The organism is Mammaliicoccus sciuri (genome assembly GCF_002901825.1).
Lineage (GTDB): Bacteria > Bacillota > Bacilli > Staphylococcales > Staphylococcaceae > Mammaliicoccus > Mammaliicoccus sciuri.
Genome location: NZ_PPQD01000018.1, coordinates 17,078 through 34,087, shown reverse-complemented (window position 1 = coordinate 34,087; position 17,010 = coordinate 17,078). Strand labels below are relative to the sequence as shown.

Sequence of the window (17,010 nt, the reverse complement as noted above, 5' to 3'; positions counted from 1 at the left end):
ACAAAATTTTGCGATGTAAATTTGTATATGGTAAATTAGCTCTACTTAACATTTATATAGAACTTTAAATCCTATCTAGCGAAAAAACTAGGTAGGGTTGTTTTTATATGTGTCTCAATAGTATACCGTGATATAAAAATTGTGTTATGTTAACTTTAAAATAATTTTGGAGGATTGTATATGAAACAATTAAGTTTTAAGCAAGTTGATGTATTCCCGAATGAACCATTTAAGGGAAATCCAGTTGCGGTGATTTTTGATGCTGATGACTTAACGGTTGAACAAATGAAAGATATAGCTAGTTGGACTAATTTATCTGAAACTACTTTTGTTTGTACGCCTGATGATGAAAATGCAGATTATAAATTAAGGATTTTTACTCCTAACAATGAATTGCCTTTTGCCGGTCATCCAACCATTGGGTCTTCTTATGCAGTATTACAAAATGGTTTAATACCTAAAAACAAAGGTTATCTTGTACAAGAATGTGGAGTTGGTTTAGTAAAGATAGATTACACGGAAGATAAAACTTATTTTAGCTTACCTGAACCAAAAATTAGTGATATAGAACTAAAGCAATTAGAGGGAATAATTGAAAGCTTAGGTATAAATGGTGAAGATGTAATTCACTCTAAAAAAGTTAACATTGGAGCTGAATGGCTAACTTTACATATAAAAAATTCTAGTATTGTTAAAAGAATTGAACCTAATTTTGAGCAAATGAAAAATTACATATACGAAGGAACGACTGGTGTAACGATTTTTGGTGAAAACGAAGATGATAAAGATACAACTTTTGAAGTTCGATCATTTGCACCTAACGAAGGCGTAAATGAAGATCCTGTATGTGGAAGTGGTAATGGGTGTGTTGCAGCAGTGAATGAACTATATGGTTTGATAGTAAATAAAGAGTACTCCAATTCACAAGGAGAATGTATAAACCGAAATGGCAGAGTTTATATTAGGCAAGAAGATGGATTGAAACTTGGTGGAATTTCAAAAATCGTAATTGATGGAAAAATTAGAATAGAGAATTAAAATTTAATGAATAGGATTATATTTGCTTATTTTATAAAAGCGTAGTATTACTATATATAAGCACTTTTTAGTGCTAGTATTTCTTAATACAACTTCCAATACTTGCCCTTTCACTTTATGTGATGGGGTTTTATGATATATTTAATTAGGTGGAAGAGGTTTAAATATATAAGAGGCAGACTGCTACAGGCAGCATCCTCTTTTTTAATCTTCTAATATCTCATCTATATCTTCAATTTCTCTTACATCTACTATCTCTTCTTCAATAATCGAATCTAATCTTTTGCTAATCTCATCTTCAGACCAACCAGTTTCTTTAAGTGGCTTACTAATTTTCATATTATATTCTCCTTAGTGTGTTAGTTAATTATACACTATATCAATTAGATTAATATGGTTTTTAAAATATCTCAATAATACAAACTATTTATAATTTTAAAATATTCATTGTAGCTATATACATTTTATGCATAATTGGTATATAATGTAAAAAGTTGATGTGATAAAATTTTAAAGGAGAATACATATGAATTTTAAAGGTTTTGAAATTCAAGTAAACTATAAAGGAAATTATGATTTTTTTACTAGTGATAATAAAGCACTTATTCTTAATCAAGATGGTGAAATATCTATATCGTTTAAAGTAATTGGTGATAGTATTTCAATTACTAGTACAAATTATGATACTGAGATCATTATTGATACAGCGAATAAAAAAGTTGAAATAAATATTCCTGATCCATTGGAATTTGAGTAAGTTAGAAAGATTAGCCCACCATAATTGGTGGGCTTTTTTTATGTATTTTTAGAAATTAACATAAAATGTATGATTAATATAGAAGGGCTTCAGGAGGTGTTTTAAGATGAGTACTTTAATAAAAAATGTTATTAAAATTATAATTCTTATTTTAATGATATTAGTTTTAGTTTCTTATGTTCAAGGTAATATAAATACAGTAATTTTCTGGATACTTTACTTTGTTTTTATTTTTATTCAAATTTATATTGATAAATTTAGACAAAGGAAAAGATAGTAATGAAAAAGTTATGTCTAAGTATCGTAGCAACTTCTGGTTTGTTAAATACCTTAAGTATGCGATTTCATAGTGCAGAAGCTCAGGTAACACCTATAGAAGAAAAAACTTATATCCAAGGTAATAAAATCTCTTCACAATATGTTGATGATGGAACAACATATTGTGAAGAGATTTTACTGGAGATTACTTCGTTGAGACAAAAATATATAAAAATAATATTTCTAGTAAGAATCTAACTGAAAAAATTTATAACTCAGTTGAAAATGATACATTAGTTCAAAAAAATGAAGACGGTAAAATTATTTATTCAGAAAAAGTTGATAGTTTTTTCCAGAAATAAATACAAAAAATACCTCGACAACTAATTCTCAAAAAGATATTGTAATGATGGCTAAAAAGAAAGCAAAATGGTACAATCAGGAAAAGCATGGAGTGGTAGTAATAAAGCTAAAAAACTTACTATCGGTGCATTAGCCATTACCATAGCAGCAATTACAAAAGTACCTAGAACTTATACATGGGTAATTAATATCGCGAATTTCTTTTATCAAAGTACAGCGAGAACCGTTTATTATAAAGCTGTTCTTTAAAAAGATGCAAATAGTTATAAATATAGACTAACTGTTATGACTCAATATATTTTTTATAAAGATAAGGCTCATAAGAAGAAAATGGGCGCTAGAAATGTAGTTTTCAGACCATAATAAGTATTATATTTTTTTATGAAAAAGAATGGATCAGAATATAAATTATAGTTTTTAGTAATTTTATTATACGAACAAATATTCTGCTTTTTGAAGTAAATTTATTCGCTCAAGTGTCAATTGAGTTATGATTAGTGATATTCTTTACAAAGTTAAACTCTTATAAACGTTGTACTTACAACGTTTTACTACCATTTACATATTCTATAAAAGGACGCCGTCTCCAATATATAGCCTATAACCCTTTATGCCTCAGAAAACCCCTCTCAACCGCAATGGTTGAGAGGGGTTTTTGTCTTATTTTTATGTACTTGTGTTTAATTTTTTAAATTTACTTTTATAAAATGTTACCAATACTAATGATAACCAAGATAGAATAATCACTATTTTAATAGACCAAATAATATGTGCATTATTAATATATAAGCTTGCCAATGAACTTACATTTGTAAATATTATAAGACCTCCAACACCTATTGCAAGGACACTAACTGGAAGTGATTTTACTAACCAAGCAGATATAGGAGCAGCTACTACGCCACCTAAGCTTAAGGATAATACTAAAATCCAATTGATTGATGACCAATCTAAAAATATTAAAAATCCTATCGAAGAGGCTACGGTAACAAAAAATTCACTTGCTGAAACTGTACCAACAACGTACCTTGGTTCTATTTTTTTACTTGATAATAACATAGGTGTGTTTACGGGTCCCCAGCCACCACCTCCAATTGAATCAAGTAATCCAGCTACTGCAGCTTGTGGTACTAAAACAAAATTAGATATCTTTTTTACACCAGTAATTTTTGGTTCATCTGGTTTATTTTTAAATAGAAATTGGTAAATGATATAAATACCTAAAGATAATAAGAAAATTGAGATAAATGGTTTGATGAAAGCACCATTAATATTACTTAAAAAGAATGCACCTATAAATGCAGCAATTGAACCAGGGATAGCAAGTTTCAAGACTGATGGCTTGTGGACATTTTTAAACTTTAAATGTGATGTTCCAGCTGCGGCAGTCGTAAGAATTTCGGCAAAATGGACTGTTGCTGATGCTATAGCAGGGGCAACTCCAAATGTAAGTAACACTGATGCAGATGAAGCGCCATATCCCATTCCAAGGGAACCATCTACTAATTCTGCTAAAAATCCAGCTAAAGCAAATATAATAATTTTATTCATGTAATAGCCTCCATTTAATCATTAATTATATTAATCCTATCTGTTTACTAAGGATTAGTATAAATAGTATCTTTTATTTATATTTATGTCAATAATAAATATAGATATGTTAGATGTAGATATTTATAAACTATTTAAAGTATGATGTATTTACAGTATGATGTATTTACAGTATGATGTATTTACAGTTAAATTTACTATAGTAAAACCCCTCTCAACCGCAATGGTTGAGAGGGGTCTGGCGAAACAATTATATTTAACACAAATATTTCGATAAAAAGAATTATAAATTTTAATTTTCTACTATACATATTGTTCATTATGATTATCTATAACGAAACATATGTTGCTACGAAATATATTCATGTTTTAACAATGCCATGATATATGCATCTTTGTATTTACCTTTTGTATAAAATTGTTCTTTAAGTAATCCTTCTATATTGAAACCTTGAGATTCGTATATATGAACTGCTTTTTCATTATCTGTATCAACATATAAATAGATCTTATGCATGTTTAATATATCAAATGCATAGCTTGTTGCTTTTTCAAAAGCAAATTTAGCATATCCTTTACCATTAAATTCTGGTTTGATAATTATTTGAATTTCACAATTACGATGAATATAATTAATTTCGACTAATTCTACTATTCCCACAACTTGATTTTCATCTTCTACAATAAAACGTCTTTCGGATTCGTCTAATAAATGCTTATCAAATAAATATTGAAGTTCCGTTAAAGATTCATAAGGCTCTTCAAACCAATAAGACATGATTGAATATTCATTATTCAATTTATGGACAAATGGTAAATCACTAACTTCTAGTGCTCTAAGTTTCATATTAACACTCCTATATTTTTCTATTTCTAGTTTAACGAATGATTATAATCATTAGCAAATATATAGGGAAATTAATTTTTGTGGATTCTCTTTATTTAAATGTAATCTAACTAAAGAACAAAAGAGAATAAATGAAATGGAACAAGAACTCAAACAACTGAGAATGGAAAATGATATATTAAGACAGGTTAAAAACCTTCAAAAATGTAAATAAATAGTTTGAAACGAAACAACTAATATCATCGTGTGATATTGGTTGTTTTTTATGAAAAATAATAGGGATTCACTGACTATAAATGAATTTTAATGTTTTTAATAATAATGAATAGTAAATGTTGAAAATACAATTTAGCGCTATTAAAATTGTAAAAAATAGGTATTGTAGATTGTATATAGGGTAAAGGAGCAATGTGGAATGGATAAGTGAAATCAAAGAATTGAAAGTGGAAATGGTTGGCTTTACGCACTTTTAGGTTGTTTAGGTGGAATTATGATTGTAATTACAATTGTTGGTGTGATTTTAATTCTTTTTTTCTTTGCTATAGATGAAGAGATTAATGAAAAAGAGGAAGTGCATATAGCTCGTAAAGAAATTTCGAACAAGATTTATGAATTAGTTGATACGGTTAAGAATGATGGAGTAGAAATAACATTGGTTAAAGCTGAATTTGTAAAGCCTACTGATGATCTAAATTTTCCACCGAATAATGGTAAAGCTTTGAAAGTTTATTTCAAATTTAAGAATAATAATGATGCACAAGTACTAATTCAAAATGATGGTTTTAGCATGAAAGTTAATGGAGAAAACTATCAAGAATGGTTTGGTAATAGTGATAGGGCAGTTGGTTTCTCACATCAACTAAATAAAGACAATACAGGTTCTGGATATATCGTATATGATGTACCTGATAATGATAAATATACTTTGGAAATGAACTTTATGCCAAACATTGAGCCGACTCAAGCAAAATGGGAAATAAATAGTTCGAGTATTTCTACGGTGAATAACACATCTAATAAATATACTGTAGAATCTTCTGATATTGAACAATAGTAGAAGCTTATGGTTATAGTTGTTACTCATAGAAAGGAATAACATGTCGGACTATGAGATTTTAATGATAGTCTTTACTGTCATTGCTTTAGTCATGATTAAAGAAAACCAAAAAAAATAACCATCACTAACTTTGATCGAGTTTGATGGTTATTTAAGCATTTTTACAAAGTCACCGTCTTTTTAACGGGCTCACTTGGGTGATACACAATATGTGTGTCGCCCTTTTTCTATATATAAATTAACATATTTCATTTATGTTGTCTATTTCAAATGACAGGTGGAAGGTGTAGAAGAATAAATAAAATATTTACGCTCAAAATTAAATATAAAAAGTATATACTAATCAAGTGTAATTAGATTATAATCAAGTTAATAAGAATATACTTATATTAGGGGGAGAAATATGAAAAAGCTAATTGTTTTATTATTATCATCATTACTAGTATTAGGCGCATGTGGAGAGAAAAAAGAAGAATCAATATTAGATCCTGCACCAAAAGAAGATAAAAAAGAAAAGAAAGAAACTAAAAAAGAAGATAAAGAAAAGAACGATTCGAAAGATAAAGAAACAACTAAGGAATCAGAACCTAAAACAGAAGAAGAGTCTACTGAGGAAAATATGACTAATGAACAAGAATCTTCAAACGAACAAGAGTTAACTAGCTCAATTGATTACAACAATATAACTGATAGAAATTCATTAGTTCAAATTTTGAATGGTAATTATACTGAAGAGCAGAAAATTATTGCTTACAATAGTGCAGTTTCAAATGGTGTTATCCCTCAAGGCAATGTACTCGAAGGGCCAGCACAAGCTGCATATGAAAGTTCGTTAAGAGTTGAAAGTGGACAAGAAAAATCTATTTATGATGAACAAGCTAATGAAGATGAAGAAGAAACTTACGATTATGAGAATAATGGTGTATACAGAACTCCTGAAGAACAAGCTGCACATGAAGAATGGGTTAATGGACAGGACGAATGGAATAATGCAACGGAAGCTGAAAAAGAAGACATTAGAAAACGAAATGCTGAAAAATATGGATATGAATATGATTCAGCTGATAATGAATAACAGGATTTCGTAAAAAACATAAAAAATAATCATTACTAATTTTGACCGAGTTTGAAATAAATTAATAGCTCTTAATGAGATAACCTATTGGGGGTGCTACTTTTGACAAATAAAGCTTATGTTGAATTTTATATAGATTGGTATTGTATGTTTTATGATATATATGAATATGAAGTGAACTTTGGATCTGGCTTATATGGAGATTTTAGAAAAGAATTTCAGCCATATTTTCATATGATTCGAAATGATGGAGAGCATACTAGTTTTTTTGGAGTTAATAAAGAGAAGTCTGAAGAACGGGTAAAGAAAATAAAAAACAATACTAATCATTGTTTATATGAGTTGTATCACATGTTAAAAGGCAAAAAAATATATGATTTATTATTTGACCCAAAAGAACATTTTATTGAATTCCAAAGTAACCAACCAAGCTATTGTAATAGAGTATTACATGATTTAGTAAATGATTATTTCAATAGCGAACCTTATTACCCTTATTCTGAGATACTGAATGTACCTGTAACAGATGCAGATCAGGAGATTATTGATGCGTTTAGAAAAGTTTTTGCAGGGGTCGATGTAAAGACTTATCTTTCCATAGATGAATATACGAATAAAACATTTGAATTACATATTACTTTAGATAAAGAAGAGGAGAGTCGCCAGAAAATTGAAGATTATGAAAAGGAAAATAATATATTATTATAAGTATCTTCCTAACTATAGATACTAGAGTAATTGAAGAATAAAATGAATGTTTATATTTAACAAAAGTCCTAGCTATTTTATTAGCCAGGACTTTAATTATTTCTCCAATCTAAATATGCTGATGGCTAAGCCGATTAAGACGGTGCCTATTGCATAGTCGAGGATGGATTTAAATTTATGGTTATTAAATAATTGTCTTATGTAGTTAAATAGGAAGCTACAGATAAAGAACCACACAAATACTGTAATGATAAATAAAGTGGATAGAATGATTATTGTCATTGATCCGTCTTGTTTTGTAATAAATTGAGGTAATATACTCACATAAAATAGTATTGCTTTCGGATTAAAAATTGTACTTAAAAACCCTTGTTTATATGATGATGTCAGACTAATATTAGACTGAATTGTTGGTTCAGTTGTAATGTTAAAAGTCTTTTTAGCATTTAAAATGGTCTTTACACCTAAATAGGCAATATAAACAGAACCTAATATTTTGATAGCACTAAATACATAATATGATGTAGTTAATATGAAAATTAATCCAAATGCTGCTAAAGCTGAATAAAAAACATGTGCACTTGATATACCTAAACCTGCCATAATGCCATTTTTAGCATTTCCTTTTAAAGTATTATTTAATACAATGAAGAAATCTGGTCCTGGAATAATAATAATCATTAAAGCAATAACTACGAAACTTAACCAATTATCCATATATGCAACACCACTTAGTTATGTTTTATTTTAAATAATATAACAAAGAAATATTAAAATAACTATACTATTTTATGATTAAGTGGTATTTTTCGCTGAATTTAAAGGATATCTTAGGAGAGTAGTTATATGAATATTGGTGGATATAGAAGCGGTGCTATTGAAGAAGATTTATATTTGTACGTAAAACTTGTTATGATCATATGACTAGTTTTTTATATTAAATTTAAAAGGAGGTTTAACAAAGAACCTAAAGTTAATAAAATTCCTAAAGCAAATATAAATATATTGAAGAAACTTTTGCCTTCCCAGATAAATATGATAATGCTTATAAGTATTAGCGTAATGCCACATATTAAGTACATAGTGCCTCAGTCTGGTCAGAATGAATGTTTTTTGAATATCATTATTTTATCATAAACTGTTAAGATATTAATGTGAAATCCTTACTTTATTTTACATATCCATTCTTATCTAAAAATTAATAAAAATATTCGAAGGGCAATGTGTTTCGACATGTTGCCCTTATTTCATAAGTATATTACTATTATTCCATAACTAATGTTATTTATTAATTGTAGAATTAATTAAAATACTAAAGGTGATTAAATGAAAGCATTCATTTTGTTGATGGCATTTATTTTTGAAGGTTTACTGATATTACTAGGAATAGGCTTTGATCTTTATACTGAACATATCGGTATTAGAGATGCATTTTATGATACATGGATTACGAGTCACTTTCCTACTAAAAGGAATGCGTTAGGTACGTTAACAGCAGTGGCTTTTGCTTATCTTTCTTTAATGACAATGTTTATTATTGTCCATATTGTTTATAGAGAAAAGGGAGAAAAAATTAAAATAATGTCTGCTTTATTTATTTTAGGCACTATGGCTTATGCATTTTATATATTTATAAAAGGTATCAATTATCTAGTTGAATTTGTTTTAGTACATTTATAAATTAAGATAGGAGGCGTCATATGGGTAAAGAAAATAAAAAACATAAAGCTGATAAATTATCTTTTGGAGATTTTTTAGAAGGCTTCTTTTATATAGGAGATATTATCAGAGCAATATTCGTGACAATTCCAAGAGCTATAGGCTGGATATTTAGAATCATATTTCGGTTATTTGACTAAAAACATCGTAAAGGTGTTTTTTATTTTTTTGAGATTATAGCCATTGGATATTCCTTGTTAATACATATAATAACCTTGATATTTTAAGGTAAATTAATTAAATTGAGCGAAATTTCAAAATATAATTATAAAATCTTCAAAATTTGGTATAATAAGTAAAATGAATATTTAAGTAGGAGTAAGTGTTATGAAAAAGATTATATTGTTATGTGTAAGTATTTTATTCTTAGCAACCATTGCAAGTGGTTGTAGTAATGGAAGTACTGATAATAGTGAAAAAGAAAAAGTAAAACAAGAGAATACAGCATTAAAAAGTAAACAAAAAGAATTAGAAGAGACAAATAAAAAGCTGAAGGAAAAAGTAGAGAATTCCGAGAAACATTCAAATAATAATGAGAAATCTAGTCAAAATAGTACTCAAGAAAAATCATACAAACCTGGTACGACAGACAGAATTCCAGTTGATTTAGCGGGTACAGTTGATGGAGATACTGCGAAATTTATTTATAATGGCAGTCAAAAATCATTTAGATTTTTACTGATTGATACACCTGAAACGAAACACCCAAGATTAGGTAAACAGCCATTTGGTCAAGAAGCATCAGATAGAACGAAAGAATTGTTAACTAATGCAAATAAAATTGAAGTAGAGTTTGATGTAGGTGGACAAACAGATAAATATCAACGTTATTTAGCATACATATATGTAGATGGTAAAATGCTTAATGAAATATTGGTCAGAGAAGGATTAGCTAAAGTAGCATATGTATATCCACCTAATACAAGATACTTAGATCAATTAGAAAGTGCACAAGAAAAAGCAAAAGAAGAAAAATTAGGTATTTGGAGTTTAGGAAGTGCATTTGAAGATAATCAAGCAAGTACACAACAACATACAACTGAGCAACCAGCATCAAGTAATACGCAAAGTTCAAATGGAGCAGGAAGTGCTACAACACAAACACCAAATAATACTTCTCAAAATGCAGGGTCAGAATATTATCCAAACTGTACGGCACTTAGAAAAGTATATCCAAATGGCGTACCAAGCACACATCCAGCATACAATGCTAAACTAGATAGAGATAAAGATAACTTTGCATGTGAAGTAAATTAAATTTATTTTTATGTATCTTAGTTAAAGTAGATCATTATGTATAATAACATTATATTTTTTATCTTAAGGTTATTAATCTATTTCTTAGCTATTTGGGGATGTACCACTTTAACTAATTATTTGGAATTAGGATATGTTTGGAGTTTAGTTGTACTATTAATCGTAATGACTTTAATTAGTATTGTTGTTGAAACGGTATCCATTAGAATTAGAAATAATAGATAATTAACCACACTAAAAAAACCCCCTTATTTTCACGGAATAAGGGGGTTTGGTGTTGACCATGATGGAAGCTATCATGTTTGTAATATATGGAAATATTATACAATAATGTTAAGTCCAATTCGAAAGCTTTCTTTTCAATTATAAATGTATATATACTGAAATTTAGCGTGTTATGTACCGTTATAAGTGATACAATAGATTTTAAATTATTTAATGTGAGGTTTGAATGATGACAAATGTATATTTTTTAAGACATGGTGAAACGGATTGGAATTTAGAAGGTAGAACTCAAGGTAGAACGGATATTCCTTTGAATCATAATGGCGAATTACAAGCAAAGGAAAGCGGTGCTGCTTTAAAAGATAAAAAAATTGATGTGATTATTACGAGTCCTTTAAAAAGAGCTAAAAAAACTGCTGAAATTGTGCAAGAACAATTGAATGTAGATTTGATTGAAAGAGAAGCATTTATTGAATTATCATTTGGTGACGCTGAAGGTATGACGCTTGCTGAAAAACTCGAACGCTTCCCAGATCGAATATATCCTAATAGTGAAGATGGGGCTAGCATCGAGCGTAGATTTTTAACAGGATTAGCTGAAATACATGATAAATATCATAATCAAAATGTAGTAGTCGTATCACATGGTGCCTTTATTAATGCCATATTATATCATTATTCAAATGGAGAAACAGGGACAGGAAAAATTAAACTTGCAAACGGTGGTATTACATCATTAAAAATATCAGACGATAAAGTAGAAATATTAGAATGTAACCAAGTGAACCACTTGTCTCAATATAAGAAAATTGGTGAGATATAAAGGATGATTGTATGAAAATTAGAATGTTTGATTTAAAAGATGCTAAAGCAGTTAGTGAAATGATTATTCACACATTGAGAACAACTAATGTAAAAGACGAACCAGTTGAAGAAATAGAAAAAGTTGTGAGTAGCATGACACCTGAAGCAATAATTAAAAGAGCAAGTTTTACAAATTTTTATATATTTGAAGAAAATAATCAAATAATAGCAACAGGTGCAATAGGACCGTATTGGGATAGCCAAACTGAAAGTAGCTTGTTTACCATTTTTGTATCACCAGATCATCAAGGAAGAGGTATAGGTAAGCTTATAATAGAAACCCTTGAAAATGACTATTATTATAAACGTGCACAACGTATAGAGGTTCCAGCTTCTGTTACAGCAGTAGAATTCTATAGAAAGTATGGTTATGATTTCAAGAATGGTATCAAATTTCAAGATGATGAAGGTATTTATAGAATGGAAAAATTTAATAAAACTACCTAAGCTTTAGTTATCTATATTTCTATATTCATAACTTAAACTTATCATTCAAAATACTAAATTTGTCATATTTATTATGATTTATTTGTGATAGTTTGAATATAAAGGAAATATAGAAAGAAAGAGGATATTATGTTTGTTTTCATTTTAACGGAAGTGTTATTGCCGCTTCTTATTTTAATTTTTGTTGGTTTTTTATTACAGAGAAAGTTTGCATTTAATTTAAAACATTTTTCTACACTGATTACTTATTGTTTAATGCCTGTTGCGGTTTTTGCGAATATTTATGATATTACGATTCAGATGGATTTGCTGTTAAAGGTTCTTTACTATATTGTAGCTTATAGTTTAGTTATGATCTTAATTGGTAATTTATTTGCTAAAGTATTGAACCTTCAAAAAGGTGAGAGTGCTGCTTTAAAGAATAGTATCTCTTTGATGAATTCTGGTAACTATGGTTTGCCGGTCAGTCAATTAATTTTTAGTCAAAATCCTATTGGTGTTGCGGTACAAATCTTCGTGCTTATTTTTCAAAATCTACTTACGTATTCTTATGGTATGTATAATTTACTTTCTACTACTAAAAGTTTAAAAGATATAGTCATTTCTTTTTTGAAGCTACCTGTTTTTCATGCACTGATTTTAGGTATTATATTTCAAGTAGGGCATATTAAATTATCTCAAGTGTTTCTAATTCCTATTCACCAAATTTCAGATAGTTTTGCGCCAATTGCTTTAATTTTATTAGGTGCTCAATTAGCGCATATTAAATTGAAATTATTGCATAGAGCAATTATGGGATCGTTGATTGGTAGGTTGATAATTGGACCGCTTATTGCACTTAGTTTAATTTATTTATTCCATATTGATGGCGTTATTGCACAATCTTTATTTATAGCTAGTGCCTTTCCAACTTCAAGAAATACATCAACGATTGCTTTTGAATATGATGTGGAGCCAGAACTACATGCTCAAATTGTATTATTCTCTACATTATTGAGCTCAGTCACAGTTTCAATTGTTATTTATTTGTCATATATACTATTTACTTAAGTAAAAATTGTTTAAATTTATAATGTCCATGCTTACTATGATGTAAGCGTGGACATTTTTTATTTGTATACCATTAGATGAAAAGTGTATATTATTATATTTAAATATTAAGTTGACACTATAAAAAAGTGAGCGTATACTCTTTAAACATGAAAAGGAGCTGTATACGTTTGAAGTTTAATAAAAAGAAAATCAACGTCGTAGATATCGGTATGGCAAAGAAAAGTGTGTTTGCTACTGGTATTGGTAATGCAATGGAATGGTTTGACTTTGCTCTATATTCTTACCTTGCAGTTATCATTAGTAAGAATTTCTTCAGTCCAGTTCAAAATGATGAATTAAAATTAATTTTCACTTTTGCAACATTTGCGATAGCATTCTTACTTAGACCAGTGGGCGGCATTGTCTTTGGTAAAATAGGTGACAAGCTAGGTAGAAAAGTTGTCTTAACATTTACAATTATTATGATGGCAATTTCTACTTTGATTATTGGACTATTACCTACATATGATCAAATCGGAATTTGGGCACCAATTTTATTATTGCTAGCTCGTATTTTACAAGGTTTCTCAGTAGGTGGGGAATATGCTGGTGCGATGGTTTATATCGCAGAGTCTTCACCGGATAATAAAAGAATTAGATTAGGTAGTGGTTTAGAAATCGGTACTTTATCTGGTTATATTGTGGCATCTATCCTTGTTACAGTATTATTCTGGACACTATCGGACGCTCAAATGAATTCTTGGGGTTGGAGAATTCCATTCTTCTTAAGTGCACCAATTGGATTGATTGGTCTTTACTTGAGAACACATTTAGAAGAAACACCAATTTTTGAAAATGATATCGCTGATCAAAAAGATCAACTAAGCGTTATTGAAATTATAAAACAATATAAAAAAGATATCTTATTATGTATTGTGTTTGTAGCCTTCTTCAACATTACAAACTATGTATTATTAGGTTACATGCCTTCATACCTAGATGAAACGGTTGGTATTAGTGATCGTATTAGTACGCCGATAACAGCGGTTGTATTACTGATTATGGTACCATTCGCGCTTACATTTGGTAGACTTGGTGATAAAATAGGTAATAAGAAAGTGATATCTTTCGGTTTAATCTTAGGTATATTAGTATCTGTCGTTTCATTCCAATTCTTAAATATTGGTGGACTTGGTTTCTTATTCTTTGGATTACTATTGTTAGGTATCGTATTGTCAGTCTACGAAGGTACAATGCCAGGTTCATTACCAACATTGTTCCATACAGATATTCGTTATAGAACATTATCATGGACATTTAATATTTCAGTTTCGTTATTTGGTGGTACAACACCATTAGTAGCTTCATGGTTAGTACACGTGACAGGTAATAATTTAGCACCTGCATTCTACTTACTAGGTGTGAGTGTCATTGGCCTTATCGTTGTCTTAACATTATTTGAAGATACTTCTAAAAAATCATTAAAAGGATCTTATCCAACTGTAGCATCGAAAAAAGAATTTGTTCATGCTGTAGAAAATCCGAAAGATTCATTATGGTGGCATAACGAAAGTACAAAATCTTAATTTATATTAAAGAGTCTGGGACAGAAATGTTCTAGACTCTTTTTCATATTTTAGAAATAAGGGCTAAATATTGCAAGTGAAGGGTGACAAGCAATGTTGGAGGTCTGAATATTGCAAGTGAGGTGTGACAAGCAATGTTGAGGACCCTGTATTTATCAAGACTGACGAAACAAGATAAATAGACGCTTCGTATTTATCAAGACATGCGAAACAAGATAAATAAACGCTTCGTATTTATCAAGACATGTGAAACAAGATAAATAGGCGCCTCTGTATGTTGCAAGACACATCAAACAAGCAACATAGAACCTCACGTTTATATTGATTTTTCCATATAAAAAAGACTGGGACATAATGTAATGTCTCAGTCTCTTGTAGTATCTTATCAGTAGATGACTGAATTGAAATACGCTTGTACCAAGCTTTTTTAACTCTAGTCATCCTTGCCGGGGCGGGACTACGAAATCTTTTTATTATATGTGTAATGAAAGACTTAATTGGGTAAAGTAGTGAAGAAGTAATAGTAAATGATATAGAGTAAGAGGAGCTGATAAGGATGGGAAACGTAGTAAAACGTATTTTAAGATATGTTGGTACAGTTCTAATCATGAGACTTATAAGAAATCTTTTTAGTAAAGGTTCTAATAAACGTTAAAAATTCATGAATTTCTTTAGATTATTATTAAAATAATGTTTAGAGTTTATATACGTCGGGTATTTTATTATTACAAAGCTATTTACCTAGAGTGGTTTTGAAAATATTTATTCGTATATGACATAAGCACCGCACAAATTTGTGTGGTGCTTCTATTTGTTAGATATATATGTATTAAAAAAAGAAGTATATCACGAAATCAATTAAGTGATATACTTCTTTATATTTATTGTACTTTCTATTTTTTAATTGCTTTTAAAATGAATGAAAGTATCAAGATTAAGATGATTGAACCGATTAATGCTGGAATAATTGCAATTCCACCTATTACTGGTCCCATATCTCCTAATAATTTACCACCAATTGCTGAACCGATAATACCTGCGATAATGTTACCAATAATACCGCCTGGAATATCTTTACCTAAAATAACGCCTGCTAGCCAGCCGATTAAACCGCCGACGATTAACATTAATATAAAGCCCATATATTATTACCTCCTATTTTTACACTTCTTTATATATATCCAAAGTGAAGATACGTTAAACACTTATAAAGAAAATATTTGGTAAAATTAAACAATAATTGTAGTAAATAGTTGTTTTTTTTAAAATATTGGTATTATTTTATGAGCTTGGAGGATATCTTTAGTCCAAAAATATTGTTTGCCTTGTCCTGTATATGCTGGTACTAATACATCATTTCTAATACAAGCATAGAACCATTCTGGATGGACTCCACTATATAATAAAGTTTGGTATTCAATAAAATCTGCTTCCCAGTTTATATTAAGTTCTTTCATTACAATACACTCCATAAATATTAAGCTTTATGACCTGCAATTAAACCTTTTCTTTCTAATAATGTTCCACTATTTAATAGGCTTGAACCGCGCATAACAACATCCTTACCATATTTCATACGTATAAAATCTAAATGATTTTCGAGCGTCTCTGTCTTAATTTGATACGGATCATCGAATAAAGATAATTGCTTAATTTGGTTCGGAATAAATTTACCAAATGATATAGCCATTGTTCTATAAAGTCTGTCCGGTTCTAACCATTGAGATAAATAATCCCATAATAATTGTGTGATAACATAAGTATTCATAAATCCCGTTTTGTTTGTAAATTGTTTCCGCACACCTCCAACGTCTGCATAACCGACACTCACGCTAATACGTGTAGGGTATAAATTGAGTTTTCTAGAACGAAAGTAAACTTCATCTACTTGTTCATTTAATACGGTCTTAAGTTCATTCATACTGTAATCACGCATAAGTATTTGGGACTTACCTAAAGATTTATCATATATACGATGAGGATTTCTAATGACACTTTCATCAATACCATTAGCATGCAAATGAAGGTCAACGCCAATAACGCCAAAGTCCCGCTTCAAATATTCCACAGGATAGTTAGCTAAGTGTCCAATCGTAAATATACCTTTCTTATTAAGCTTAGCTTCTGTACGTCGATTGATTCCCCACATGTCTCGTAAAGGTTGAATGGCCCAAACTTTAGACGGCACATCTTCATAGCGCCATTCTGATATCCCAAGACTTGTAT

Annotated in this window: 22 protein-coding genes; 15 read left to right on the top strand and 7 right to left on the bottom strand. The window is 29.4% G+C overall.

Annotated elements, in window-relative coordinates; translation table 11 throughout:
- Window positions 1-180: 180 nt before the first annotated feature.
- On the top strand, window positions 181-1,038 hold the full coding sequence (locus CD035_RS04650) for a PhzF family phenazine biosynthesis protein (RefSeq protein WP_048539895.1): 858 nt from the start codon (window positions 181-183) through the stop codon (window positions 1,036-1,038).
- Window positions 1,039-1,242: 204 nt separating this feature from the next.
- Here the strand turns inward: CD035_RS04650 and CD035_RS14215 are convergent, their stop codons facing one another.
- Window positions 1,243-1,377 (bottom strand): hypothetical protein, encoded by a 135-nt coding sequence (locus CD035_RS14215; protein WP_255209530.1) that lies wholly within the window; start codon window positions 1,375-1,377, stop codon window positions 1,243-1,245.
- A 187-nt stretch (window positions 1,378-1,564) separates the two neighbouring features.
- Between CD035_RS14215 and CD035_RS04645 the strand changes: the two genes are divergently transcribed.
- The 3 genes from CD035_RS04645 to CD035_RS04635 all read left to right on the top strand — a co-directional run bounded on the left by CD035_RS04645 (window position 1,565) and on the right by CD035_RS04635 (window position 2,665).
- On the top strand, window positions 1,565-1,795 hold the full coding sequence (locus CD035_RS04645; protein ID WP_048539894.1) for a hypothetical protein: 231 nt from the start codon (window positions 1,565-1,567) through the stop codon (window positions 1,793-1,795).
- 279 nt (window positions 1,796-2,074) lie between these two features.
- Window positions 2,075-2,311, top strand: a complete 237-nt coding sequence (locus tag CD035_RS04640) for a hypothetical protein (protein ID WP_048539893.1) — start codon at window positions 2,075-2,077, stop codon at window positions 2,309-2,311.
- A 171-nt stretch (window positions 2,312-2,482) separates the two neighbouring features.
- Window positions 2,483-2,665 carry a hypothetical protein gene (locus CD035_RS04635; protein ID WP_048539892.1) on the top strand — a complete coding sequence of 61 codons (183 nt, stop codon included), beginning with the start codon at window positions 2,483-2,485 and terminating at the stop codon, window positions 2,663-2,665.
- Between the two features lie 417 nt (window positions 2,666-3,082).
- Here the strand turns inward: CD035_RS04635 and CD035_RS04630 are convergent, their stop codons facing one another.
- A complete protein-coding gene (locus CD035_RS04630; RefSeq protein ID WP_048539891.1) occupies window positions 3,083-3,967 on the bottom strand; it encodes a sulfite exporter TauE/SafE family protein in 885 nt (294 codons plus the stop codon).
- A gap of 349 nt (window positions 3,968-4,316) precedes the next feature.
- Complete coding sequence (locus tag CD035_RS04625; RefSeq protein WP_048539890.1) at window positions 4,317-4,814, bottom strand: GNAT family N-acetyltransferase; 498 nt, start codon at window positions 4,812-4,814, stop codon at window positions 4,317-4,319.
- 490 nt (window positions 4,815-5,304) lie between these two features.
- Between CD035_RS04625 and CD035_RS04620 the strand changes: the two genes are divergently transcribed.
- From CD035_RS04620 to CD035_RS04610, 3 genes are all read left to right on the top strand, one after another.
- Entirely contained in the window at window positions 5,305-5,868 is a 564-nt protein-coding gene (locus CD035_RS04620; protein ID WP_053076865.1) for a DUF4352 domain-containing protein, read from the top strand.
- Window positions 5,869-6,274: 406 nt separating this feature from the next.
- The gene (locus CD035_RS04615; RefSeq protein WP_048539889.1) at window positions 6,275-6,946 is read left to right on the top strand and encodes a hypothetical protein; all 672 of its coding nucleotides are present in this window, start codon (window positions 6,275-6,277) and stop codon (window positions 6,944-6,946) included.
- Between the two features lie 102 nt (window positions 6,947-7,048).
- Window positions 7,049-7,654, top strand: a complete 606-nt coding sequence (locus CD035_RS04610; RefSeq protein WP_048539888.1) for a hypothetical protein — start codon at window positions 7,049-7,051, stop codon at window positions 7,652-7,654.
- 96 nt (window positions 7,655-7,750) lie between these two features.
- On the opposite strand, the gene CD035_RS04605 is transcribed toward CD035_RS04610, so the two are convergent.
- Window positions 7,751-8,371, bottom strand: a complete 621-nt coding sequence (locus CD035_RS04605; RefSeq protein ID WP_048539887.1) for a LysE family translocator — start codon at window positions 8,369-8,371, stop codon at window positions 7,751-7,753.
- Between the two features lie 609 nt (window positions 8,372-8,980).
- Between CD035_RS04605 and CD035_RS04600 the strand changes: the two genes are divergently transcribed.
- The 8 genes from CD035_RS04600 to CD035_RS04575 all read left to right on the top strand — a co-directional run bounded on the left by CD035_RS04600 (window position 8,981) and on the right by CD035_RS04575 (window position 14,784).
- Window positions 8,981-9,334, top strand: a complete 354-nt coding sequence (locus CD035_RS04600; protein WP_048539886.1) for a hypothetical protein — start codon at window positions 8,981-8,983, stop codon at window positions 9,332-9,334.
- Between the two features lie 20 nt (window positions 9,335-9,354).
- Entirely contained in the window at window positions 9,355-9,513 is a 159-nt protein-coding gene (locus CD035_RS13895; protein ID WP_153653764.1) for a hypothetical protein, read from the top strand.
- Between the two features lie 187 nt (window positions 9,514-9,700).
- A complete protein-coding gene (locus CD035_RS04595) occupies window positions 9,701-10,630 on the top strand; it encodes a thermonuclease family protein (RefSeq protein ID WP_048539885.1) in 930 nt (309 codons plus the stop codon).
- Window positions 10,631-10,666: 36 nt separating this feature from the next.
- Window positions 10,667-10,855, top strand: a complete 189-nt coding sequence (locus tag CD035_RS13810; RefSeq protein ID WP_142242769.1) for a hypothetical protein — start codon at window positions 10,667-10,669, stop codon at window positions 10,853-10,855.
- Between the two features lie 229 nt (window positions 10,856-11,084).
- A complete protein-coding gene (locus tag CD035_RS04590) occupies window positions 11,085-11,678 on the top strand; it encodes a histidine phosphatase family protein (RefSeq protein WP_048539884.1) in 594 nt (197 codons plus the stop codon).
- A gap of 11 nt (window positions 11,679-11,689) precedes the next feature.
- Window positions 11,690-12,166 carry a GNAT family N-acetyltransferase gene (locus tag CD035_RS04585; protein ID WP_048539883.1) on the top strand — a complete coding sequence of 159 codons (477 nt, stop codon included), beginning with the start codon at window positions 11,690-11,692 and terminating at the stop codon, window positions 12,164-12,166.
- A gap of 129 nt (window positions 12,167-12,295) precedes the next feature.
- Window positions 12,296-13,216, top strand: coding sequence for an AEC family transporter (locus CD035_RS04580; protein WP_048539882.1), 921 nt, complete (start codon window positions 12,296-12,298; stop codon window positions 13,214-13,216).
- A gap of 170 nt (window positions 13,217-13,386) precedes the next feature.
- Window positions 13,387-14,784, top strand: coding sequence for an MFS transporter (locus tag CD035_RS04575; protein WP_048539881.1), 1,398 nt, complete (start codon window positions 13,387-13,389; stop codon window positions 14,782-14,784).
- Window positions 14,785-15,677: 893 nt separating this feature from the next.
- On the opposite strand, the gene CD035_RS04570 is transcribed toward CD035_RS04575, so the two are convergent.
- The 3 genes from CD035_RS04570 to CD035_RS14110 all read right to left on the bottom strand — a co-directional run.
- Window positions 15,678-15,926, bottom strand: coding sequence for a GlsB/YeaQ/YmgE family stress response membrane protein (locus tag CD035_RS04570; protein WP_048539880.1), 249 nt, complete (start codon window positions 15,924-15,926; stop codon window positions 15,678-15,680).
- 120 nt (window positions 15,927-16,046) lie between these two features.
- The gene (locus CD035_RS04565; RefSeq protein WP_048539879.1) at window positions 16,047-16,241 is read right to left on the bottom strand and encodes a hypothetical protein; all 195 of its coding nucleotides are present in this window, start codon (window positions 16,239-16,241) and stop codon (window positions 16,047-16,049) included.
- Window positions 16,242-16,261: 20 nt separating this feature from the next.
- The coding region (locus CD035_RS14110; protein WP_462498458.1) for a DinB/UmuC family translesion DNA polymerase at window positions 16,262-17,010 on the bottom strand (749 nt) is incomplete at its 5' end.